Annotated in this window: 24 protein-coding genes and 1 pseudogene; 8 read left to right on the forward strand and 17 right to left on the reverse strand. The window is 42.5% G+C overall.

The genetic code is table 11. The annotated features are described in order from the left end of the window. Window position 1: 1 nt before the first annotated feature. The 4 genes from IM797_RS22225 (at window position 2) to IM797_RS22240 (ending at window position 3596) form a co-directional block, all read left to right on the forward strand. Window positions 2-685: a cell division ATP-binding protein FtsE gene (locus tag IM797_RS22225; protein ID WP_194129397.1), complete on the forward strand. Its 684-nt coding sequence runs from the start codon at window positions 2-4 to the stop codon at window positions 683-685. A gap of 127 nt (window positions 686-812) precedes the next feature. After that, complete coding sequence (locus IM797_RS22230; protein ID WP_194129398.1) at window positions 813-1412, forward strand: nucleotide exchange factor GrpE; 600 nt, start codon at window positions 813-815, stop codon at window positions 1410-1412. 6 nt (window positions 1413-1418) lie between these two features. After that, entirely contained in the window at window positions 1419-2588 is a 1170-nt protein-coding gene (gene dnaJ, locus IM797_RS22235; RefSeq protein WP_194129399.1) for a molecular chaperone DnaJ, read from the forward strand. A gap of 99 nt (window positions 2589-2687) precedes the next feature. Next, window positions 2688-3596 (forward strand): exopolyphosphatase, encoded by a 909-nt coding sequence (locus tag IM797_RS22240; protein ID WP_194129400.1) that lies wholly within the window; start codon window positions 2688-2690, stop codon window positions 3594-3596. Here the strand turns inward: IM797_RS22240 and IM797_RS22245 are convergent. The 13 genes and pseudogenes from IM797_RS22245 to IM797_RS22305 all read right to left on the reverse strand — a co-directional run bounded on the left by IM797_RS22245 (window position 3591) and on the right by IM797_RS22305 (window position 14025). Beyond that, a complete protein-coding gene (locus IM797_RS22245) occupies window positions 3591-4160 on the reverse strand; it encodes a Maf family nucleotide pyrophosphatase (RefSeq protein WP_194129401.1) in 570 nt (189 codons plus the stop codon). The two genes, IM797_RS22240 and IM797_RS22245, sit on opposite strands and share 6 nt — an antisense overlap. A 102-nt stretch (window positions 4161-4262) precedes the next feature. Beyond that, the gene (locus IM797_RS22250) at window positions 4263-4673 is read right to left on the reverse strand and encodes a hypothetical protein (RefSeq protein ID WP_194129402.1); all 411 of its coding nucleotides are present in this window, start codon (window positions 4671-4673) and stop codon (window positions 4263-4265) included. Between the two features lie 110 nt (window positions 4674-4783). Further along, window positions 4784-5311, reverse strand: coding sequence for an HAD family hydrolase (locus IM797_RS22255; RefSeq protein WP_194129403.1), 528 nt, complete (start codon window positions 5309-5311; stop codon window positions 4784-4786). 6 nt (window positions 5312-5317) lie between these two features. Continuing rightward, window positions 5318-5560 carry a Fe-S cluster assembly protein IscX gene (gene iscX, locus IM797_RS22260; RefSeq protein WP_194129404.1) on the reverse strand — a complete coding sequence of 81 codons (243 nt, stop codon included), beginning with the start codon at window positions 5558-5560 and terminating at the stop codon, window positions 5318-5320. 27 nt (window positions 5561-5587) lie between these two features. Further along, window positions 5588-5920, reverse strand: a complete 333-nt coding sequence (locus IM797_RS22265) for a 2Fe-2S iron-sulfur cluster-binding protein (protein ID WP_194129479.1) — start codon at window positions 5918-5920, stop codon at window positions 5588-5590. Between the two features lie 39 nt (window positions 5921-5959). Continuing rightward, entirely contained in the window at window positions 5960-6727 is a 768-nt protein-coding gene (locus IM797_RS22270) for a Rossmann-like and DUF2520 domain-containing protein (protein ID WP_194129405.1), read from the reverse strand. After that, window positions 6727-9192: a heme lyase CcmF/NrfE family subunit gene (locus tag IM797_RS22275; protein WP_194129406.1), complete on the reverse strand. Its 2466-nt coding sequence runs from the start codon at window positions 9190-9192 to the stop codon at window positions 6727-6729. The genes IM797_RS22270 and IM797_RS22275 overlap by 1 nt, the downstream gene beginning before the upstream one ends. Before the next feature lie 5 nt (window positions 9193-9197). Next, the gene (locus IM797_RS22280; protein ID WP_194129407.1) at window positions 9198-9608 is read right to left on the reverse strand and encodes a cytochrome c maturation protein CcmE; all 411 of its coding nucleotides are present in this window, start codon (window positions 9606-9608) and stop codon (window positions 9198-9200) included. 194 nt (window positions 9609-9802) lie between these two features. Continuing rightward, window positions 9803-10471 carry a peptide-methionine (S)-S-oxide reductase MsrA gene (msrA, locus tag IM797_RS22285; protein ID WP_194129408.1) on the reverse strand — a complete coding sequence of 223 codons (669 nt, stop codon included), beginning with the start codon at window positions 10469-10471 and terminating at the stop codon, window positions 9803-9805. 71 nt (window positions 10472-10542) lie between these two features. Beyond that, window positions 10543-11964 (reverse strand): Glu/Leu/Phe/Val dehydrogenase, encoded by a 1422-nt coding sequence (locus tag IM797_RS22290; protein ID WP_194129409.1) that lies wholly within the window; start codon window positions 11962-11964, stop codon window positions 10543-10545. A gap of 148 nt (window positions 11965-12112) precedes the next feature. Further along, window positions 12113-12331 (reverse strand): CcmD family protein, encoded by a 219-nt coding sequence (locus IM797_RS22295; protein WP_194129410.1) that lies wholly within the window; start codon window positions 12329-12331, stop codon window positions 12113-12115. Between the two features lie 2 nt (window positions 12332-12333). Continuing rightward, a pseudogene (gene ccsA / locus IM797_RS22300) lies at window positions 12334-12900 on the reverse strand (cytochrome c biogenesis protein CcsA); the annotation flags it as partial. Window positions 12901-13365: 465 nt separating this feature from the next. Next, entirely contained in the window at window positions 13366-14025 is a 660-nt protein-coding gene (locus IM797_RS22305) for a heme exporter protein CcmB (protein ID WP_194129411.1), read from the reverse strand. 104 nt (window positions 14026-14129) lie between these two features. Here IM797_RS22305 and IM797_RS22310 point away from each other — a divergent pair, with 104 nt between their 5' ends. Next, the gene (locus IM797_RS22310) at window positions 14130-14645 is read left to right on the forward strand and encodes a DUF421 domain-containing protein (RefSeq protein WP_194129412.1); all 516 of its coding nucleotides are present in this window, start codon (window positions 14130-14132) and stop codon (window positions 14643-14645) included. Between the two features lie 4 nt (window positions 14646-14649). Here the strand turns inward: IM797_RS22310 and IM797_RS22315 are convergent, their stop codons facing one another. From IM797_RS22315 to IM797_RS22330, 4 genes are read right to left on the reverse strand one after another with little or no spacing between them, the layout of a single operon-like run. Then, the gene (locus tag IM797_RS22315) at window positions 14650-15075 is read right to left on the reverse strand and encodes a hypothetical protein (RefSeq protein ID WP_194129413.1); all 426 of its coding nucleotides are present in this window, start codon (window positions 15073-15075) and stop codon (window positions 14650-14652) included. A gap of 7 nt (window positions 15076-15082) precedes the next feature. Beyond that, window positions 15083-15418 (reverse strand): gliding motility protein GldC, encoded by a 336-nt coding sequence (gene gldC / locus IM797_RS22320; RefSeq protein ID WP_194129414.1) that lies wholly within the window; start codon window positions 15416-15418, stop codon window positions 15083-15085. Between the two features lie 2 nt (window positions 15419-15420). Further along, window positions 15421-15696 (reverse strand): hypothetical protein, encoded by a 276-nt coding sequence (locus IM797_RS22325; RefSeq protein WP_194129415.1) that lies wholly within the window; start codon window positions 15694-15696, stop codon window positions 15421-15423. 16 nt (window positions 15697-15712) lie between these two features. Beyond that, window positions 15713-17035, reverse strand: a complete 1323-nt coding sequence (locus IM797_RS22330; protein WP_194129416.1) for a DEAD/DEAH box helicase — start codon at window positions 17033-17035, stop codon at window positions 15713-15715. 128 nt (window positions 17036-17163) lie between these two features. On the opposite strand from IM797_RS22330, the gene IM797_RS22335 reads away from it, so the two are divergent. The 3 genes from IM797_RS22335 to IM797_RS22345 are packed head-to-tail and all read left to right on the forward strand — an operon-like array spanning window position 17164 to window position 21470. Then, window positions 17164-19041, forward strand: coding sequence for a M1 family metallopeptidase (locus tag IM797_RS22335; protein WP_194129417.1), 1878 nt, complete (start codon window positions 17164-17166; stop codon window positions 19039-19041). A gap of 26 nt (window positions 19042-19067) precedes the next feature. Beyond that, window positions 19068-20402 carry a dihydroorotase gene (locus tag IM797_RS22340; RefSeq protein ID WP_194129418.1) on the forward strand — a complete coding sequence of 445 codons (1335 nt, stop codon included), beginning with the start codon at window positions 19068-19070 and terminating at the stop codon, window positions 20400-20402. Next, on the forward strand, window positions 20403-21470 hold the full coding sequence (locus IM797_RS22345; RefSeq protein ID WP_194129419.1) for a DUF3810 domain-containing protein: 1068 nt from the start codon (window positions 20403-20405) through the stop codon (window positions 21468-21470). Window positions 21471-21532 lie beyond the last annotated feature (62 nt).

A 21532-nucleotide genomic window follows, 5' to 3' on the forward strand; every position in this document is an offset into this window, starting at 1 on the left:
AATGACAGGAAACGCAGTTATAAGTTTAAAGAATGTAGATGTATTTCAACAAAAACACCTGGTTTTATCTAACGTAAATTTAAGCGTAGATAAGGGTGAATTCGTTTTTTTAATCGGCCAGACCGGTTCTGGTAAAAGTAGTTTACTGAAAATCATTTATGGAGATTTACACATCGGTAATGGCGAAGGTCAAATTGCCGGTTTTGACCTGAAAAAACTGGCTGGTAAGGAAGTGCCTTACTTACGCAGAAAGCTGGGTATCGTATTCCAGGATTTTCAATTGCTGACGGATAGAACCGTAGAAAAAAACCTGGAATTTGTATTGAAATCAACAGGTTGGACCGATAAGGCCCTGATCAGTGAACGCATCAAGGACGTATTGGAAAAAGTTGGTTTACGCTCTAAAATCCGTAAAATGCCTCATGAACTTTCGGGTGGTGAGCAGCAACGCGTAGTCATTGCCCGTGCTTTATTAAACAACCCTGAAATTATCCTGGCCGATGAGCCAACCGGAAACTTAGATCCGGATACTTCTGAAGAAATTGTGAACCTGTTGAAACAGATCAGTCTGAACGGGACTGCCGTTTTAATGGCCACCCATGATTATCACATCATCCGTACACTGCCTTCCAGAATCATCAAATGTGAAAACGGCGTTGTACATGAAGATGCCAAAATAGTGTAAACCGTTTTCTGACAAAATTTTCTTAATCAGCCATTCTGGTCAGTCTTTTCCAATGAAAACTGACAGCATGGCTGATATTACCTATTGGCAAACCTTTTGAGTTTATCACCAAAAATTCTACTATACCATGTTTAGCAAGAAGAAAAAAAACGAAAATCAAGATCCAACTGAGCAAAATCAAGATCCGATCACGGAGAATGGCGCAGATGCCCAAGTGAACAACGGAGAAAATAACGCCGAAGGCGCTGAAAATACCGAGGCTGCTCCAGAGCTGTCTGCAGAAGAAAAGCTGCAACAAGAGAACGCTGCTTTGAATGACAAATACCTACGCTTATTTGCTGAATTTGACAATTATAAACGCCGTACCCAAAAAGAACGTGTAGAGCTTCTTCAAACTGCTGGTAAAGATGTAATTGTTTCTTTATTACCTGTACTGGACGATTTTGACCGTGCAAATAAAGCCATGGAAAATAACAATGCAGATTTGAATGCCATCCGTGAGGGTGTAGCATTGGTTCACAATAAATTAAAAGGCCTTTTAAATCAAAAAGGTTTGAAAGAAATGGAAAGTGTCAATACCGTTTTTGATACAGATCTTCATGAAGCCATTACCAAAATACCTGCTCCAAATGAGGATATGAAAGGTAAAGTAATGGATGTATTGGAAAAAGGATATACTTTAAATGACAAAGTAATACGCTTTGCCAAAGTAGTAGTGGGTAGTTAATATTTTATGAGTAAGAGAGATTATTATGATGTGCTTGGTGTCACAAAAAGTGCACCTGCTGACGAGATTAAAAAGGCTTATCGCAAATTAGCCATCAAATATCACCCGGACAAAAACCCGGATGACAAAACTGCTGAAGACAAGTTTAAAGAAGCAGCTGAGGCTTATGAGGTACTGAGTAACCCGGAGAAGAAACAACGCTATGACCATTATGGTCATGCCGGTGTTGGTGGTGCTTCGGGCGGCGGCGGTTATGGCGGCGGCGGCATGAACATGGAAGATATCTTCAGTCAGTTTGGAGATATTTTTGGTGGCGGCGGCGGCAGTCCTTTCGAAAGCTTTTTTGGTGGCGGACAACAACAGTCGCGTGGTGGCAGACGGGTAGCTAAAGGCAGTAACCTGCGCATCAAAGTAAAACTTACTCTGGAAGAAATTGCCAACGGTACCGAGAAAAAAATCAAAGTAAACAAACAGGTAACCTGTAAAACCTGTGATGGTAGTGGTGCTAAAGACCGCTCATCCATCAGTACTTGTAAAACCTGCGGTGGCAGTGGTGCAGTACGCCGGGTAACCAATACCATTCTTGGCCAGATGCAAACCACCTCTACCTGCCCTACTTGTAATGGCAGTGGTTCACAAATTACTTCTAAATGTACTTCCTGCCATGGCGAAGGCATTACCAGGGGTGAAGAAACCATTACCATCAATATACCTGCAGGTGTTAGTGAGGGCATGCAATTGAGCATGAGCGGTAAAGGTAATGCAGCACCAAATGGCGGCGTACCGGGAGACCTGATCATTTTGATTGAAGAAACTCCGCATGAAACCCTGAAGCGTGAAGGAAACAATGTGGTGTATGATTTGCACGTATCCATCATTGATGCCGCCCTTGGTTATAGTGCTGAAGTACCTACCATCGATGGAAAAGCTAAAATTAAAATCGAACCGGGTACGCAGAGTGGAAAATTATTGCGCCTGAAAGGTAAAGGTATTCCGGAAATCAATTCATACCATCGTGGTGATGAGATTATCCACATTAACATATGGACACCAAAAGCTTTAAGTTCAGAAGAAAGAAGCATGTTGGAAAAACTAAGGGAATCTCCAAACTTCAAGCCTCAACCGGGTAAGAATGACAAGAGTTTCTTTGAAAAAATGAAAGAATATTTCGAGTAACAGCAAAAGGCCACTGCATCAAGTGGCCTTTTTTTATGCGCTATTGGTAACAAGATTCAGGATTTAATGTCTAATATTACATTAAACCATTAAGAGCCAATGAAGGTAGCTGTCATCGACCTGGGAACCAACACATTCCACCTTATTATAGCCGAAATCACTGCTTCCGCAGTTGACATCATCTACAAAACCAATTTACCAGTTAAACTTGGTGAGGGTCGGATCAACGACAATGTCATCATTCAGCCCGCTTTTGAACGCGGCCTACTCGCCCTGGAAGAATTCGCAAATCAGATTAAGGCCCATGATGTGACTGTGGTTAAAGCTACCGCAACATCGGCTGTACGCAGTGCCGAAAACGGATCAAACTTCGTCAAAGCCGCTAAATCTTACGCAGGAATAGAAATTGATGTCATTACCGGAGATCAGGAGGCTGATTACATTTACCAGGGTGTAAAAGCAACGGCTGCAATCAAAGCTACCTCCCTCATTATGGACATTGGCGGTGGAAGTACAGAATTTATCATTTGCAATCAAGAACGATTGCTCTGGAAAAAGAGCTACAACATTGGCGCCGCAAGATTGACACAGGCTTATTTTAAATCTGATCCGATCAGTGCAACTGAACAACTGGCCATACAAACGCATGTAGAAGCGGCTCTGGCCGATCTGATCCAGGCTTGTCAATTGCACCAGCCAAAACAGCTGATTGGCTCTGCAGGAGCTTTTGAGACCTTCGCAGGCATGTTGGATAAAGATTTAGATTTGAAGACGGTTAAGGCTGCGCCTATTGACTTACCGGGCTATCGTCAGCTGGCAACCCAGCTCATTCAGGCTACCCATGCCCAGCGTGCTGTGATGCCAAACCTGATCGCATTGCGCGTGGACATGATCGTTGTTGCCGCATTAATTACCAATTATGTCATCGATCACACTAAAATAGAAACGATCACATTATCGACCTACGATTTAAAAATGGGTGTTTTGCACGAATTGACCGCTTTATAGCCGGGCTAAAGCCTTGTACAGTTTTTCTGTAGGCAGGCCCATCACATTGGTATAAGAACCCGTAATTTTCTCAACAGCAACCAGGCCAATCCATTCCTGAATACCATAGGAACCTGCTTTATCATAAGGAAGGTATTGATCTACATAATAAATGATCTGCGCTGCAGAAAGTGTATTAAAAGTAACTTCGGTCAGGTCGTAAAAAGAGGTGATTTGACCTCGATAATTGATGCTAACCCCTGTATATACCTGGTGTACTGCGCCCGATAGTTTAGTCAGCACTGCTATGGCTTCCGCCCGATCGGCAGGTTTACCTAAAATGTCTGGGCCAAAGGCAACAATCGTATCAGCAGTGATGACAATGTGATCCGCATCAAGGTCATTAAAAGCCAGTGCTTTTTTTTCTGCGATATAAACGGCTATTTCTGCAGGACTTAAATCAGCAGGATAACTTTCATCCACATCTTTAAGTACAATTTTAAAATCCAGCCCCATGGCTTTAAGCAATTCCTGACGGCGTGGTGATTTCGAAGCAAGTATAATTGGAAGCTGTTGTTGATACATAAGTATGATTTACGCCAGGTAATGGTGAACCGTGACGTTTGGGCGAAAATAATAAAAGCGACCATAAGTCGCCTTTATTATTTATCTTTTTTTCAATACTGATTACTCAGTACCGCCGCCAGCTGGTTTACCCGGACCGCCGTTCATTCTTTTTTTCATGTTCTCAGCCCTTTCCGCTTTCCAGTCGGCATAAGCTTTTTTCTGATCGTCGTTTAACACGGCATTGATTTTAGTGTCGTTCTCTTCGTTTAAAGTTTTCATCTTGGCCATCATCCCTTCTCTGTCACCTTTGCTTTCTTCACGCATTTTAACCATAGCGGTTGCCTGATCCAACAGTATCGCTTTCACTTTGGTTTGCTGATCAGCAGAAAGGGTCAGTTTCTTGGTCAGTTGTTCTGTGCTTCTGGTCGCCCGTTCTTCAGGAGTAGGCATTTTACGATCACCACCACCTTGTGCTTGTGCAAATGTTATTACACTAAATAACAGTCCGCAAATCATTAATAATTTTTTCATCTGTTTACTTTTTTTGGTTTTACAGCTATCTAAGCTCGGTGGTTAGAGCACAAGCGGAGGCCATAGGTTTAACCAGCATAAGCAACATACCTGTTACAAAGAAGAAATGTTTATTTGCCGGAATCGGCAGCAGAGGGATTGGCATCAAACCATTGATGCTGTACACGGAGTACTTTTTCAACGACGTCCCGAACTGCGGTTTTTCCGCCATTGTAAGGGGAAATATATTTTGAAATGGCTTTGATTTCCGGAACGGCATCAGCCGGACAGGTTGGTAATCCAACAAGTTGCATGACTTTGAAATCCGGAATGTCATCTCCCATATAAAGAATCTGCTCTGGCTCAAGCTGGTATTTAACTACGAGTTGCTGGTAAACAGCCACTTTATCAGCAACACCCAGAAAGATCTCAGTAATACCCAGGCCTTCAAAGCGTTTTTGCATGGCCTGACCACTTCCACCGGATATGATGGCAACCTGGTAGCCTTTTTTTACGGCCAGTTGTAAAGCATATCCATCTTTGATGTTAAATGTACGCAGGTATTCACCAGAATCGGAAGCAATGATGTCTCCGTTAGTCAATACGCCATCAACATCAAAGATGAATGTGGTAATTTTTTCCAGTTGCGTTAAAAACATCAGTGGTTAATCCTGGTTGTCTCTCCATTCGTATACCCAGGCCGATTGGATTTGTTCCAAATGTCCTTCCGTACTTTCTTCCCTGGTACCTTTAAAATTAGGCAATTCCAATATCCATTCTAACAATTCAGTGAAACGGATACGGTAAATTTTAGCTTCGTTAAACTCGTCGCCGAATTTCTCATACAACTCCTGAGCAATGTCTTCGTGGTCGTTCCAGTGTATAGGTAAGGCAAATTTATCCTGCATGTTATGTTATAGTTTATTGGTTTGTAATTAATGACCTAAGAATTCTGACTGATCCGGAATGGTGACTTCAATATCTCCGTTGATCACCACACACTGGCAACCCAAACGTGAAGTAATTCTTGGACGCACCGCCCGGTCAATGAAATCTTCCTCTTTATCCGATATCTCCTGGATATTATCCATGCCTTTTTGTACATAAACATGGCAGGTACTGCAACCACATACACCACCGCAGTTGTGCTGCAGCTCTATTCCATTATCCAAACAAACGTCTAAAACCGACTCTCCACCTGCTATAGGCAGTTCTATCGATTCTTTACCTTGTTCTTCAAAATTTATCTTTAATTTAAAAATACTCATAATTGTGTTCAAAAATAAGCACCAAAATTGGCAATTACATTATGAATGCGTCTTTTTAATGCTTTTACTTAAAAATTTATATATTTCCTGTAAATCGGTACGATTTTCAAGTAGAGAAATGTGCCTTTTCATAGTTTCCTGATCGTCCCGCACTGCAGGACCGGTCTGTACTTGGATTGTTAATGCGGCCTGCACCTTTTCTGCAGTTTGCATAATCAGGGGCCTGAGCATCTCAAAATCCATTTGATGCTCCGCCAGAATTTCCCCACCCAAATGGTACAAATGGTTCACAAAGTTACAGGCAAAAACCGCAGCCAAATGCAGGATTTTTCTCTGCCCGCCATCTATTTCGTAAACCAATGGGGACAAGGTTTGCGCAAGGGATTTCAATACATCCAGATCATCAGCATCCTTTGCTTCCAGACATAAAGGTACATTGGCAAAATTCAGGTCCCTGGATTTAGAGAAAGTTTGCAAGGGATAAAACACCCCATAGTGTTGGATTCCGGCATCCGATAAGACAGACATGGGCGTAGCACCGGAAGTATGAACTACCATACCATTTACCCCAGATAATGCATGCGCCACAGTAGTGATCGCATCATCCTTCACTGCAATCAGGTAAAGGTCTGCCTCTCGGTTCAATGCGGCCAGATCAGCGATTGCCTGGGCGCTGGTTTCCTGTGCCAGTAAATCTGCATTTAAAAGATGAGCACTATATACCTGCACAATTCGGGCTCCGCTCGCTTTAAAAGCTTTCGCCAGATGTGTTGCCACATTTCCCGAACCGATGCATACAATATCCATTATACAGTTTTAACTTCTTTTTGTCTCCTGAATATAGAAATCAGGAATCCGATAACCATCACAATCGTACCTACCCAATACAAATTGATATACGGGAATTCGATCGATTTAAATACCACCCATTCTTTTGCCTGTTGTGGCTTTTCATACACTTGCAACTCTACTTTCTGTTGTTCAGGCAGGATTTTGGTGAAACGGAACCTCAAGCCCAGTTCATCAACATTTCGCGCAAAGTCAAAGGTATTGTTGCCCTTAATCAGGAATATCGGTTCGGTTTTATACACTTTACCATTCAGATCAATCTCCAATGGCAAACCGACAGCCAGATCACCCGGAGCAAGAACCAGACTTTTCGCTTTTGGCTGATTGTTTAAACCTTTAATCGTTACAATTCCACTGCTGGTGTGCAAGGTATCCCCCGCTTTTACATTGACAATCCTTGGCGCCTTGTAGTTCTCTTCTTCCGCATGGCCTTCATGATCGTCGTGGGTATCTCTTTTATCCGGAGCACTGGTGATGTGGGTATAAATATCGTAGGTTAAGTAATGTTTGGTATCCGGAGAGGCAATTAAACCCATTTTTTCATTCACCTGCACATGCGGGTTGAGTTCAAAATCTTCCTTAATTTTTCCGGTTTTCTCATCAATCACTTTAAAGTTCAGCTTATAGAAAGTATTTGGGGCAATGGTTGTATCACTTACATAAGTTACCGTATAGCGCCCCATTTCCTTAGGCTCATTTCTATACAGTACGATGTTCTGTCCGGGTTTTTCTACCTTTTCAAAATCTTTAACCGGGATAAAATTACTTACGTTCAATGAAATCGGCTTATTGGTTGCCGCAGCCACCAAAGCACCCAGCAACAACAAGGCAAAGCCAATATGTGCTACTGCTGCACCCACCAGTTTACGTTTTCCAGCCAGTGCTTGTGATAAGATCCGCGCATTGGAAATGACTGCAAAAACACAACTGAAAGTGAGCAAAATATACATCAGGTTATGGTATACATCTGTAATGTAAACAAAGCCTGCTGTGATGACCACAGAGAAAACAATGGAAGCAATCAGACTGCTGTAAAATTTACGCATGTCTGTACGCTTATATTTTAAAAACTGCGAGAAACCGGAAATGATGGTGACCAGGATGGCAAAAGGTGCCTGCCATTGGTTGTAGTATTTAATGGCATCAATAGGTGGGGCAAACTTAGTTCCGAAAGCCTTGTTAAATACCGGTACCGATGTAGAGAAAATAACCTGGATACAAGCTACCGTTACGACCAGGGCACCAATAAACATCCAGAATTCCCTGGAATAAGTTTCTTCATCTTTATTGGTGATCGGTAACTCTTTCCAACGCAATACCAGCAATACCGCAGGTATACTCAGAAAGACTACATTATAGAGAATCAATTGCCAGAACATGCCCAGATCGGTAAACGAGTGGACTGAAGTTTCGCCCAACACACCACTTCTGGTTAAGAACGAAGCATAAAGCACCAATACAAAACTGATCAATACCAGGACGATGGCGGTAAAAAATGCATGGCCAGTATTTTTAAAGGCGATCATCACATGTAAACCGGCAACAAGGGTCAGCCAGGGAATGATTGAAGCATTCTCTACAGGATCCCATGCCCAGAAGCCTCCAAAATTCAACGCTTCATACGCCCAGAATGAGCCCATGATGATACCTGTACCCAAGATCATGACTGCAAAAAGTGCCCATGGCATGGCTACCTTAACCCAGTCTTTGTATTTCTTTTGCCACAAACCGGCTACTGCGTAAGCAAAAGGAACCACCATACTTGCAAATCCCAAAAACAAGGTTGGCGGGTGAATCACCATCCAGTAGTTCTGCAATAGCGGATTTAATCCTTTACCGTCAGTAATAAATTTCAAATAGTTCTTATAATTTTCAGGATCAGCAAAAATGGGTACCGTTTCCTTTAAGTTCATGGCATCCCGCAACAGGATAAACGGAGAACTTCCGATACGTTCACCAAATATTTCTACGCCCAGCAACATCGAGGTTAAAAACACTTGCGAAAAAGCAATCACGGTCATCACACCATTCTCCCAGCTCTTAGCTTTCCAGATCAGGATTCCGCCCAGTAAAGACTGCCAGAATGCCCAAAGCCAGAAACTCCCCTCCTGTCCTTCCCAAAAAGCGGATACGATATAATAGACCGGAAGTGCTTTGGAAGAATGAGAATAAACGTAATAATACTCGTTTCTATGATTTAAAATAAGGGCAAACAGTGTTACACCAATCCCAATTACACTTACCCAGTTGATGAAAAATGCAGCACGACCAATGCGGTTCCAGGACTGGTCTGCCAGGTCTTTGTTACGGGTGGCAAAAAAATAGGAAATGGTGGAAAGTAAAGAAGCGGCAAATGCTAAAACAATAAAGAACTGGCCGATTTTACCGGGTAGGAGGTTCTCTCCAATAAACTGTATATCCATTAAAATTAATTGTATTTTTCTACTTTACCATCCTTTTTAACCTCTACCAGGTTATCATTATATTTAGATGGGCATTTCATTAATATTTTGGAAGCATAAAAAGTATCATCCTGCATTTTACCGATCAACACCAGTTTTTCAGAGCGCTCAAAGTCCTGAGGTTTGGTACCAGCATAAATCACTTTGTTCACCCGGCCTTTTTCATCCTTCATAAAAAACTCAAAACGGTTGGCATCTTTTAATGCATCATAGTGCATGCCTTTCTGCTTTTCCCAGTAGCCCATAATGTGGAACTCACGGTTATCTTTGGCAGCTTCACTAAAGGTAGAATAGGTATTTGTATCTGCGTTTAAGCTTACCAGAAAGCCCACACATAAAGCAATAGTTATTAAACCAATAATTGCACTTTTTCTCATTTTTACGCTTTATTTTTGTCAATGGTCATGAGGGTATCCCGTACAGTTTTAAAAAGACCACCACAAAGATAAAAATTATAAGTACCTAAAGTCTTTTAGCTCAATCCAAAATGGTATGATGACAGTTTATTGATAGTTCTCTGACAAAAACCAGATATTCAGGGGAGCGGAAGGAAAAAACACGGATTCACAGCTCAGTTGAGGTACTGGCTTTTGATCAGTCCGGGCATTTCAGCCCTCAATTTAAGAACTTTGAGCCGGGAGACATTTCTAATGTAAGGGTCCCAGAGGTTATTGGGATAGAAATCCTGGTGTTTCATCTCTGCACCATACATGGTTTTAAAGGGAAGCAATTCTGTAGCCACCGGATTTGCATATTTTCTGGAAGCATCTATTTTTTTAACCAACCGGCTAATGGTTTCAAATTCCGCCTTAGTCCTGAAAAAGGCAATGGAACGATAATCGCTGCCAATGTCAGGCCCCTGACGGTCAACCTCGGTTGGATCATGCGAATTAAAAAAGGCTTCGCTGAGCTGTTCAAAACTAATCACCTCCGGATCATAGTATACCTGAACGGCTTCCGCATGACCTGTAACCTTACTCAAAACCTGTTCATAAGAAGGATTCACGGTGTTTCCACCAGCATAGCCACTGATTACTTTATGTACTCCTTTCAGTTCTATCATACATTCCTGCATGGCCCAGAAACAGCCGCCGGCATAGGTCGCAACAGCCTCTCCTCCTTTTGGTTCTGGAATCAAGGCAAAGCCGCTTTTACTGTCCAGTTGCTGTCCTTTATGCTGACAGGATGGCAACAAGCCGAACAGCACACAAACCAACACACCAATCAGAATCCCTTTCATGGTAACAAGATACCAAAAAAAAATCCGCAATGCCATGCGGCATTACGGATTTTCTGAATTATTAAACCGACTTAAGGCCAAACACCAAGGTTCATGTAAGACACGGCGATCTTATCAATTGAACCCACAAAAGCTGCTGTTCTTAAAGTCTGAACACCTGGTTTTGTAATCAGGTTTTCCCTGATCTCATGGTAAGAATGAATCATGGTATCTTCCAGTCCGGAATTAACCAGTTCCATTTCTGATGCACCTTTTACAATCATCAAACGGTTTTCAGCAGGAATTTTCTTACCTGTCAAGTTCTCCAATGTGTTGATCAGGTTGGCATTTGAGTTTTCAGCATAACGGTTTTCCATACGGCCAAACGCTACGTGTGAAAGGTTTTTCAACCATTCAAAATAAGATACGGTAACACCACCGGCATTGCAATACATATCAGGGATGATGATACCACCCATTTCTGTAAAAATAACTTCAGCCTCTGGTGTACATGGACCGTTTGCGCCTTCAGCAATGATCTTTGCCTTGATATTTCTGATGTTGGCTTCAGTAATCTGGTTTTCAAGTGCTGCAGGTACCAGGATGTCGCATGGTTGCTCCAAACCTTCCATCGAGTTTTTAAATTCTTTAGCACCAGGGAAACCTAAAATAGAGCCTGTATTTTTACGATGTGCAAATACTTCATCGATGTTTAAACCATTTTCATTGTAGATTGCTCCTTCAAATTCGCAAAGACCAACAATGGTAGCACCAAATTCTGCCAGGAATTTAGCCGAGTGGTAACCCACATTTCCTAAACCCTGAACAATAACCCGCTTATCACCTAAACCTGCTTTAAAGCCAAGTTTAGCCATATCTTCAGCTACGTTTACGCATTCTTTAATGGCATAAGCTACACCACGACCGGTAGCTTCTTTACGACCACGGATACCGTGCAAAGCAATTGGCTTACCGGTTACACATCCCAATGCATCCAGTTGTCCGGGATTCATGGTGATGTAAGTATCCGCAATCCAGCTCATTTCACGTTCACCAGATCCATAATCAGGAGCCGGAACGTCAATACCAGGACCAATAAAATTCTTCTTAATCAACTCGGTAGTATAACGACGGGTGATGGTTTCCAGTTCCGCAATCGTATAGTTCTTAGGATTGATGCAGATTCCACCTTTGGCACCGCCAAAAGGCACGTTTACAATTGCACATTTATACGTCATCAAAGCCGCCAATGCCATAACCTCATCCTCATTAACCATCTCACTGTAACGGATCCCGCCTTTAGTCGGACTCATGTGGTGAGAGTGTTCTACGCGCCATGCATCGATAACCTCAAATCCATTTCCTCTACGGATCGGGAATTGGAAACGGTAAACACTGTTACAAGCTTTAATCTGATTGAGCAAGCCCTCTGGATGGGAGGTGAATTGCGCGGCATTGTCAAAATTCTTACAAACATCTGCAAAAAATTTTGTCTCATTTGCTGTATTAGCCATTATTTGTTTTTTATGAATTTGAAATAAGTTCTCAGTTATAGTACAAAATTGCACTAAAAAAAGTGATTAATGCAAATAAAGAATAACTTAGTGTAAGTCCAACACCAGCCCCTCAAGGGGTCAAAAACAAGGGCTAAACGATTTAAAATTAGTTTTTGGTCGCAGATTTACGTTCTAATTTTTTTAATCTTTTTTCTATAGAGAACAGAAAGAAAAGTAAGCCGAACAGAATTACAGCAGCGCAAACCAAAACAACTGTTATTTTCCCGGACTTATGCATGCTCTGTGTAACCGCAGATTCCTGTTCCTGGGCAAAGAGCTGCACCGTCATCAATAACATGGAAAGGGTAATTAAAAATCGTTTCATAACTAAAGGTTGTTGTTCTTTTCTAATAAACGTACTCTAAACAATAAGGTGTAAATCCAGCATCCCACCAGGATCCAGCCCAAACAGGCCGGATAAAAAACCAGTCGCATGTGACTGTCCAGATCATAAGAATTGAAGCCCGGGTTTCCGCCATTTCCAGGATGGAGTGAATCTGATAAACGCGGCAATACAAACAGCAGCACCACCATCATCGGAAAAGCAAAAATATTATAGATTGCAGAGATCTTGGCTCGCTTCTGTTCTTCATCAATGGCATTCCGGAGTACCAGGTAGGCGAAATACAACAGCAGTGAAATGGCAGCAAAATTTTGCTTCACATCAAAGCTCCAGGCTTGCCCCCAGGTAAACTTAGCCCATATGGCACCGGTAACAATGCCCAGAATTCCAAACACTACACCTACATTTACACTTTGAACGGCCTTCATGTCGTCAATTTCACTATTGGTGCTCAGGGTTTTCACACTATAAAACACCGATACCCCAAACAATACAATCATGGCAAACCACATCGGCACATGAAAAAACAAGTTCCGGATCGTCTCGTACAGATTTTGCTTATAAGGGAAGCTGAAATGTTTCGGTTTATCCTGTTCAATGCTCAGTTCATCTTTACGCAATACCTGGTCGCGATTAACCATTTCCTGATCAACAATAACAGCTTCACTCAGGCTCATCACCCCTTCATTGGCACTTGTACCAATTAAATGTAAAGTACTGTTGTGGAATGCTGCGGGCAGGTTAAACGTAACCTTAGCCAGCTGGTTATTCAATGGTTGTACAGCCACTGCCTTGAGCAATTGTGTTTCATCCTGAAGGTAAAATTCCAGACTTTTGGCATCATCTGCAAAAAGGGTATTGTAACCATTCACGGTAACTTCCAGCGGTTGGTTGGGAATTAACTTGCCATAAGCAATATTTTCAATACCCGGACGTAAAGGAATTGCAATCCCTGCAATTGTAGCGTACACTACCAATAGTGCACCTAATATTTTCCACCAATTTTTATACATATATCAATCTCTCCAAAGATAAGGAAATAACAAGAAAGAAACAGCGCCAGCCATTACATTCACAATAAGCAGGGTCGCAATTTCATCCAGACTTACACTTCTGTCTAAGCCATCAATGGCATTTTTTGCGAGTTTAATCAACACAATCAATACCGGGATCACCAGGGGAAAACTCAGCACAGCCATCAGCATCCCGCCATTTCCAGCTTTGGAAGCTATAGCCGAAACCATGGTAAAAATGGTTGAAAAACTCAGGCTCCCCAATAATGCCGCTACAAAATACATGGGCAGATCACGTGGCACCAGTCCGAATACCAGGCTGTAAAACAGCAAAGCAATACAAGTTAGCACCGTCATGAGCATCACATTGTATAAGGTTTTGGCAACAATCAGGGCCAGCGGACTCGCAATGGTATAAATATACAGCTGCCGCCCCTTACTCTCCTGCAAAAAACTCTTGGCTACCGCATTAATTGACGCAAAAAGCATGATGATCCAGAACAATGCGTTCCAGGTAATCTTATCAATGCTCACAAAAGACAGGAAACAGACAAAAACAGTAGAAACCACGTAGAGTAAAACACCGTTTAATGCATATTTTGAGCGCCATTCCAACAACAGCTCCTTCTTAATTAAGAATTTAACCTGATTTAATAAATTCATCCAAGCGCAAAGATAATTTTAAATCACTTATTTTTATTTCAGGGAAGACATTTGTAAATTAAATATCTATAATATTGTATTCCAATGATAAATTCGGTGAAACCATGAACCCATACGTAGACATTATCCTCCGAAGCCTTGCTGTTTATGTTTTTATGCTGGTAGCCATCAGGCTAACCGGTAAAAAAGAACTTTCGCAATTGAACACGACCGATGTGGTCTTGATTTTACTGATCAGTAATGCGGTTCAAAATGCAATGGTTGGTACGGATACCAGTTTGCAGGGCGGATTGGTTGCTGCAGGCGTGTTGTTCCTGCTCAATTACATCCTGAAGAAGCTGATGTTTAAAAACAAAAAGCTCAGAGACCTGATCTCTGAGCATCCTGAAATATTAATCCGGAATGGAAAACTCAATTTTGATAAACTCGGCAAGCTGGACATCACCAACGAAGAGCTGGAAGAAGCCATGCGCGAACATGGTGTAGACAATTATAAAGATGTCAAGCTGGCCATTATGGAAGTTGATGGGAACATCAGTATCATTACAGGCAATCAACAACTCAGGCAAAGCCAGTATAAGCGCAAAAGACAGCACAAAACACTGGGCGATCTTCCTTAGTTCTTTATGCAACCATGCCGCCGGCCGGCTGCTCAGGCGTCAGCACCACAACTTTAGGTTTCCGTACTGTAATCATCAGAAAAGCACCAGCCACAATCACATACCAGCCCCATTTGTATTTAACCATACCTGCGGCAAAGTTTACAACCTTTTTGAAATGCAAAAAGCCAAATGAATCATGAGCTTTAAAGTATACGCCGGCCAGTGTAATGCCAACTAAAACAAGTCCGGCCCAGCCGGTAAACTTAATGAATGAAGCCTTGCCCAGAAAAACACCAAGCAATCCGATCGCCACCAATACGTAAAAAGCAATGGCCAGACGCTGGTCCAGATCAAAATAATTCCAATTGCCCATAATTGGAACACGTACCAACGGACACATGCCGCCCAGCGCCATTAAAACTGCGCCAACAATCCCCTGTGTTCTCATTTTCCGGTTATCCTTTGGTATTTATACCCATTTTATCAGCAAAATGTGCACAGTAATCGCGCAAATCTTCGATAATTAAAGTCTCACCCGTTGCCTTCAGGAAACTATCTCCCATGGTTTGCAAAGTTTCATAAAAGAACCTTTTCATTTCATCAACAGGCATATCTTTGGTCCATAGGTCGATACGCATGGAATTTTTATAATTGTGGTCCCAAAGGGCCAGCATCATCGATTTTACAGGTACCTTTTCTTTATTTTCTGCGTCTGTAGATTCCCAAAGGATATTTTCCGGCACATTGTGATCATCCAGTTCAACGGTGATCTTAATTTCTGCTTGCTTCATTACTATAATAAACTAACTTTTAAAATAAACATTAAAATGATGGTGATGAGGATCATCATCCCTTCTACAATCCACAATTTCTTGAGATCAGGGATAAACTTCCTGAAAATCAGGTCTGACACAAAACCAACTACCGCTATCAAAATACAAAACCCGACCATAAATCCGGTCATATTTACATGTTGTGGCTGTTGTGGTTCAGGCTTAACCAGCAACAGCACCGCTGCAACAAGGCAGGTGGCCGAAGTCAGGTTAAGGGGGGTTAATTTTGCTTTCAATGGGGTACCGGTATCATTACTTTTTAAACTTCCTTCTTTTCCATGCCGGTTCTTTAGCCGGTTTCTTCCTGGCAGCAGCAGCAATCGCAGCAGCATGTTTTTTCTCGTGGAAAGCGCCTTTAAAATCAGGATCTTCCTTACGCTTCTGATCGTCTATTGCACGTGCAATGGCTTGTTTTTCTTCGTAAGGGGTTTCTTCCACAAAAACTTCTGCCGGCAAAGGTAAAACAGGAATCGTTTGACGGATTAGTTTTTCTATCTTTTTTAAGTAATATTTTTCTGCTTCGGTGTAAAAGGTAAGTGCATCACCCTTGGCATATGCCCTACCGGTACGGCCAATGCGGTGAACATAATCTTCAATAATAATCGGCACATCAAAATTGATCACATGGCTCACTTCGCTCACATCAATTCCTCTGGATGCCACATCGGTAGCCACCAGAACCCTGATGTTTCCTTCTTTAAACGCATTGATGGAATTGATCCGGGTATTCTGACCTTTATTGGCATGGATTACCCTTACAGCTTCCTCTCCAAAACGTCTCACAATAAAACTGTGGATGTTATCGGCTACTGTTTTAGTTTTACAGAAAATGATCAGGCGCTTAAACTCTTCATCATTTTTCAGCAAATGCTGCAACAGGTTAATTTTAGTTTTGAAATTGGGCACCTCATACAATACCTGTGTAACGGTTGCCGCTGGTGTAGCTTGCTCCCCTACCTCAATGATTGTTGGATTCTTTAAAAAATCGCCTGCTATTTTCTGTACCAGGTCGCTCATGGTAGCCGAGAACAACAAGTTCTGTCTTCTGCGGGGTACAATTTCCAAAATCCGGTGTATGGAGCCTATAAAGCCCATATCCATCATTTTATCTGCCTCATCAAGTACCAGGAACTTCAGGTATTGTGTATTGATGTGTCCGGCCAGGTAAATGTCCAGGAAACGTCCGGGGGTTGCAATAATAATATCTACACCCGCTTTAATTTGTTCAATTTGTGTTTTAGGGCCAATGCCGCCAAAAACCACAACCGACCTGAGGTCGGTATAGGTAGAAAACATTTTCACATGCTCAGCGATCTGCATGGCCAGTTCTCTTGTTGGCGCCAGGATCAATGCCCGGGCCGAATCGCCCTGCGCATATTTTAACTGCATTAAAATCGGCAACACATAAGCAGCGGTCTTTCCTGTTCCGGTCTCAGCGATACCAAAAATGTCCTGTCCCGATAACACCGGAGCAATTGCTTTCTCTTGTATCGGAGTAGCCTCGGTAAATCCGGCATCAGCTACAGCGTTTAAAATCTGCCTGTTTAATTTAAAATCCTCGAAATTCTTGGCCATTTTACAAAATTAGGCAAAATTTTCTTAGCGGCCGTACTATTTAACTTCGGCAGGGCTTACATTTTCCTGATGCTTTGCGCCAATTGGTACATAAAACCCTTACTTTTGGATAGATCAAAAGGAACGAAATGCAAAAATACAGCCTCCTATTATTGGCCATGGTGATGCTACAGCTCAGCACCAAAGCCCAGGATTTATATCTGCCAAGAAACATCAAAAAGGCCTATCAAAATGGCACCAGATCAATGGATGGTAAACCAGGAAAAAACTACTGGCAGAACAAAGCAACCTTTGACATGATGCTTTCTGTTAGCCCGGAGACCAAAACGGTAACCGGAACCGAAACCATCGCTTATACCAATAACAGTCCGGATACACTATACCAGGTAACCATCAGGTTTGTCAACAACATTCACAAACCGCAATCTCCCCGGGCTGGATATGTCAGTCAGGACTTCCTGACCTCGGGATTGAACATCAGTGCATTTGCGGTTGATGGTAAGAAATACGCTGTAGACAGTAAAAACTGGGGCACCGTTGCCGATGTAGCACTTAAGAATCCCATTTACCCCGGGCAGACCAGCAAATTCGATATCGCCTGGACCTACCCGCTTTCTAAACAAAGTGGAAGAGAGGGACAACTGGACAGCAGTACATTTTTTGTGGCTTATGCTTTTCCAAGAATTTCCGTGTACGACGATTACAACAAATGGGACAAAATACCGCATGCAGACCGCAATGAGTTTTACAACGATTTTAACGACTATAACTTTACGGTAAAAGCACCCAAAAATTATGTGGTATGGGCCACGGGCGATTTACTTAATCCGGAGGAAGTACTGCAAGCCAAATTTGCCGATCGACTGAAAAAATCCCAGACCAGCGACCAGGTCAGCAACATCGCTTCTGCACAGGAAATGGCGAAGCATGAAGTCACCCAACAAAATGAATGGAACAGCTGGAAATTTACAGTGAAACACATCACAGACGTTACTTTTTGTTTAAGTGATCACTACGTATGGGATGCGGGCAGTGTGGTTGTAGATACCAAAACCGGAAGAAGGGCCAGTACCCAGTCTGCATACCATGTAAAAGCGAAGGATTTTCCACATGCCGTAAGCTGGACCAACCAGGCCCTGGCCTGGTTCTCTGCAAACTGGCCGGGCGTACCCTATCCTTTTGCTAAAATGACTGCAGTACAAGGTTTTGCCGATATGGAATACCCCATGATGGTAAATGATGCCAGTACGGATGACCTGGAATTCTCACAATTTGTCCTCAACCATGAAATTGCACATACTTATTTCCCCTTTTATATGGGTACCAACGAAACACGCTATGCACATATGGATGAAGGCTGGGCCACCACGCTGGAATACCTGATTGCCATCGACCAGCTGGGCAAGGAAAAGGCCGATGAGAATTATAAAAACTTCCGGGTTAAAAAGTGGATCAATGACAATGCTACGGAACAGGACCAGCCAATCATCTCTTTATCAACCCAGGTTTCGGGTGTAGGTTACGGCAACAATGCCTATGTGAAACCCTCACTGGCTTACCTGGCTTTAAAGGACATGCTGGGCGATGCATCCTTCAAAAAATGTTTACTGGCCTATATGGATCGCTGGAACGGCAAACATCCCATTCCATGGGATTTCTTTTACAGCATCAATGACATTTCGGGAGAAAACCTGAACTGGTACTGGAACAACTGGTTCTTCAGCAACAATTACATTGATCTGCGTATAGATAAAGTAACCAAAAAAGGAACTGAGTTTAAACTTGACCTGAAAAACACAGGTGGTTTTGCCATTCCATTTGATGTGATCATCACCTTTGCCGATGGTAAAAAACAGATGATCCACCAAACACCATCCGTCTGGAAAGCAGATCAGAAAGCCGTAAATATCTCCTTTAAAGCCGCACAAACGGTATCAGAAATCCGCATAGACGGGGGCATATTTATGGATGCCAACCCAACAGACAACACTTGGAAAAGTAATTGACATTTTTTTTATTTAAGTTTGCCTTCATGAACTCTATTCTGATAAAAGGGGCCTCTATAGTAAACGAAGGCCAGATATTTGTAGCCGACGTACTCATCAAAGACGGATTTATTGAAAAGATTGCAGCAAATATTGAAGCTGGCAGTGCACAGGAAATCGATGCTGAAGGTTTACACCTGTTTCCGGGAATGATTGATGACCAGGTCCATTTCAGAGAACCTGGCCTAACCCATAAAGCAGATATCTTTACCGAAAGCATGGCCGCGGTAGCTGGTGGCATTACCTCTTTTATGGAAATGCCCAATACGGTTCCAAACACTTTAACACAGGAGTTGCTGGCCGACAAATATGCCATTGCCTCAGAAATGTCGCTGGCCAATTATTCGTTTTTCATGGGCGCTTCCAACAACAACCTGGAAGAAGTACTCAAAACAGATCCTAAAAATGTTTGTGGCATTAAGGTTTTTATGGGTTCATCGACAGGAAACATGCTGGTTGACAATGAAAAGGTACTTGAAGACATTTTCAAACAGGCACCCATGCTGGTGGCTACGCATTGTGAGGACGAGGCAACCATACGTCATAACCTGGCAATTTACAAAGAGAAATACGGCGATAATCTGACCATTGACATGCATCCCCTGATCCGCAGCGCCGAGGCCTGTTACAAATCCTCTGCTTTAGCTGTTGAACTTGCCAAAAGATACCAGACCCGCCTGCACATCCTGCACATTTCAACTGCAAAAGAAGTGGGCTTATTTGACAATACCACTCCGCTGGCAGATAAAAAAATCACTGCAGAAGCTTGTGTACATCATTTGTGGTTTAATGATCAGGATTATGCAACCAAAGGAAACTGGATCAAATGGAATCCGGCAGTAAAAACAGCAGCAGATGGCGCCGGTGTGCTGAAAGGATTATTGGACGGGCATATCGACGTGATTGCTACCGACCATGCGCCACATACCATCGAAGAAAAAGAACAGCCTTACAGCAGTGCACCCTCTGGTGGTCCCCTGGTACAGCATGCTTTACCGGCATTATTTGAAATGTATCATCAGCAAAAAATATCATTAACCCAGATTGCTGAAAAGACAGCGCACAATGTGGCCGTTTGTTTCAACATAGATAAAAGAGGTTTCATCAGAGAAGGTTACTGGGCAGACCTGGTATTGGTGAACCTGAATGATCCATTCAAAGTAACCCGTGCCAATGTACTGTATAAATGCGGCTGGTCGCCTTTCGAGGGACAAACCTTCCAGGCCGAAGTAACCCACACCATTGTTTCCGGTAACCTGGCTTATCAGAAGGGCAGATTTACCACGCAGGAAACCGGAAAAAGATTAGCTTTTAACCGATAGATGAACGCGGCTTACAAACCTTCGGTTAAACGGTTTTCCTTATTGCTGGGCATTACCATCCTGGTTTATCTTTTTGGGATGGACAGCAAACGTGTGGAGCACTTCTACTCCGAAGGTTTTTACAGCATCAGTTCCGTTATCCAACGGGCCATTAGTGGAATCGTCCCTTCCCCCATTGGTGATTTGCTGTACATCCTCCTGGTTTTTTATATATTAAGGCGCATTTATTTGTTTTTCCGGAAGCTAAAAAGCCGGAAATTAAAAAAAACAGACTGTTTGGTGATACCGCTGCAGGTGCTGAATTTGCTGTTGCTTTTGTACCTGACATTTAAAATATTATGGGGCTTGAACTATTCCCGCATTCCCATTGCCCGGCAACTGGGGATTCAAAATGAAAAATACAACACGCCAGAACTGGTATTGTTAGGCCAATATTTCGTCAGACAGGTTAACGCACTGCAAAACCTGCAAAGAGCAGATTACAACATTAACGACCTAAAAACAAATGCCAAAGCAGCTTACGACAAGCTGGCTAAAAAACAGGTGTTTTTTAAATACAGCAGTCCGAGTCTAAAACCGGTACTCAACAGCTGGCTCATTACCCGATTGGGCACCGAAGGGTATTACAATCCTTTATCAGGCGAAGCCAATTTAAACATGCGCTTACCTGCCATTAATTTACCCTTTGTAACCTGTCATGAAATTGCCCACCAATTGGGTGTCGCCCGCGAAGATGAAGCCAACCTGGTCGGCTATTTGGTGGCCATAAATAGCGATGATCCGATATTCCGGTATTCTGCCGCCTACGCGATGCTGAGAAGTATTTTATTCGAGATCCGGGTTAAATCACCCGATGATTTTGACCGGCTGTTTAAAACCATCAATCCGACCACGATCAAAGATTTTGAAACCGATAAGAAATTCTGGCAGGCGTATAACGGCAACATGTCGGAATATTTTGGTGCCATATTCGACCGCTTTTTAAAACTGAACGACCAGCCTAAAGGAACAGATAGCTATCAGGATATTGTGATGTGGCTTTACAATATCCATAAAAAGGACATTTAAGCAAGAAAACCATTAAAACATTACAACCTTAAAACAAAAAAACAGTTAAACATTCCTAAATT

Origin of the sequence: Pedobacter sp. MC2016-24, assembly GCF_015223055.1 — a bacterium.
Lineage (GTDB): Bacteria > Bacteroidota > Bacteroidia > Sphingobacteriales > Sphingobacteriaceae > Pedobacter.

Excerpts from the sequence above, each read along its gene's own strand:
- IM797_RS22225 (WP_194129397.1), top strand. The coding sequence starts at position 2 with ATGACAGGAAACGCAGTTATAAGTTTAAAGAATGTAGATGTATTTCAA.
- IM797_RS22230 (WP_194129398.1), top strand. The coding sequence starts at position 813 with ATGTTTAGCAAGAAGAAAAAAAACGAAAATCAAGATCCAACTGAGCAA.
- dnaJ (WP_194129399.1), top strand. The coding sequence starts at position 1,419 with ATGAGTAAGAGAGATTATTATGATGTGCTTGGTGTCACAAAAAGTGCA.
- IM797_RS22240 (WP_194129400.1), top strand. The coding sequence starts at position 2,688 with ATGAAGGTAGCTGTCATCGACCTGGGAACCAACACATTCCACCTTATT.
- IM797_RS22245 (WP_194129401.1), bottom strand. The coding sequence starts at position 4,160 with ATGTATCAACAACAGCTTCCAATTATACTTGCTTCGAAATCACCACGC.
- IM797_RS22250 (WP_194129402.1), bottom strand. The coding sequence starts at position 4,673 with ATGAAAAAATTATTAATGATTTGCGGACTGTTATTTAGTGTAATAACA.
- IM797_RS22255 (WP_194129403.1), bottom strand. The coding sequence starts at position 5,311 with ATGTTTTTAACGCAACTGGAAAAAATTACCACATTCATCTTTGATGTT.
- iscX (WP_194129404.1), bottom strand. The coding sequence starts at position 5,560 with ATGCAGGATAAATTTGCCTTACCTATACACTGGAACGACCACGAAGAC.
- IM797_RS22265 (WP_194129479.1), bottom strand. The coding sequence starts at position 5,920 with ATGAGTATTTTTAAATTAAAGATAAATTTTGAAGAACAAGGTAAAGAA.
- IM797_RS22270 (WP_194129405.1), bottom strand. The coding sequence starts at position 6,727 with ATGGATATTGTATGCATCGGTTCGGGAAATGTGGCAACACATCTGGCG.
- IM797_RS22275 (WP_194129406.1), bottom strand. The coding sequence starts at position 9,192 with ATGGATATACAGTTTATTGGAGAGAACCTCCTACCCGGTAAAATCGGC.
- IM797_RS22280 (WP_194129407.1), bottom strand. The coding sequence starts at position 9,608 with ATGAGAAAAAGTGCAATTATTGGTTTAATAACTATTGCTTTATGTGTG.
- msrA (WP_194129408.1), bottom strand. The coding sequence starts at position 10,471 with ATGAAAGGGATTCTGATTGGTGTGTTGGTTTGTGTGCTGTTCGGCTTG.
- IM797_RS22290 (WP_194129409.1), bottom strand. The coding sequence starts at position 11,964 with ATGGCTAATACAGCAAATGAGACAAAATTTTTTGCAGATGTTTGTAAG.
- IM797_RS22295 (WP_194129410.1), bottom strand. The coding sequence starts at position 12,331 with ATGAAACGATTTTTAATTACCCTTTCCATGTTATTGATGACGGTGCAG.
- IM797_RS22305 (WP_194129411.1), bottom strand. The coding sequence starts at position 14,025 with ATGAATTTATTAAATCAGGTTAAATTCTTAATTAAGAAGGAGCTGTTG.
- IM797_RS22310 (WP_194129412.1), top strand. The coding sequence starts at position 14,130 with ATGAACCCATACGTAGACATTATCCTCCGAAGCCTTGCTGTTTATGTT.
- IM797_RS22315 (WP_194129413.1), bottom strand. The coding sequence starts at position 15,075 with ATGAGAACACAGGGGATTGTTGGCGCAGTTTTAATGGCGCTGGGCGGC.
- gldC (WP_194129414.1), bottom strand. The coding sequence starts at position 15,418 with ATGAAGCAAGCAGAAATTAAGATCACCGTTGAACTGGATGATCACAAT.
- IM797_RS22330 (WP_194129416.1), bottom strand. The coding sequence starts at position 17,035 with ATGGCCAAGAATTTCGAGGATTTTAAATTAAACAGGCAGATTTTAAAC.
- IM797_RS22335 (WP_194129417.1), top strand. The coding sequence starts at position 17,164 with ATGCAAAAATACAGCCTCCTATTATTGGCCATGGTGATGCTACAGCTC.
- IM797_RS22340 (WP_194129418.1), top strand. The coding sequence starts at position 19,068 with ATGAACTCTATTCTGATAAAAGGGGCCTCTATAGTAAACGAAGGCCAG.
- IM797_RS22345 (WP_194129419.1), top strand. The coding sequence starts at position 20,403 with ATGAACGCGGCTTACAAACCTTCGGTTAAACGGTTTTCCTTATTGCTG.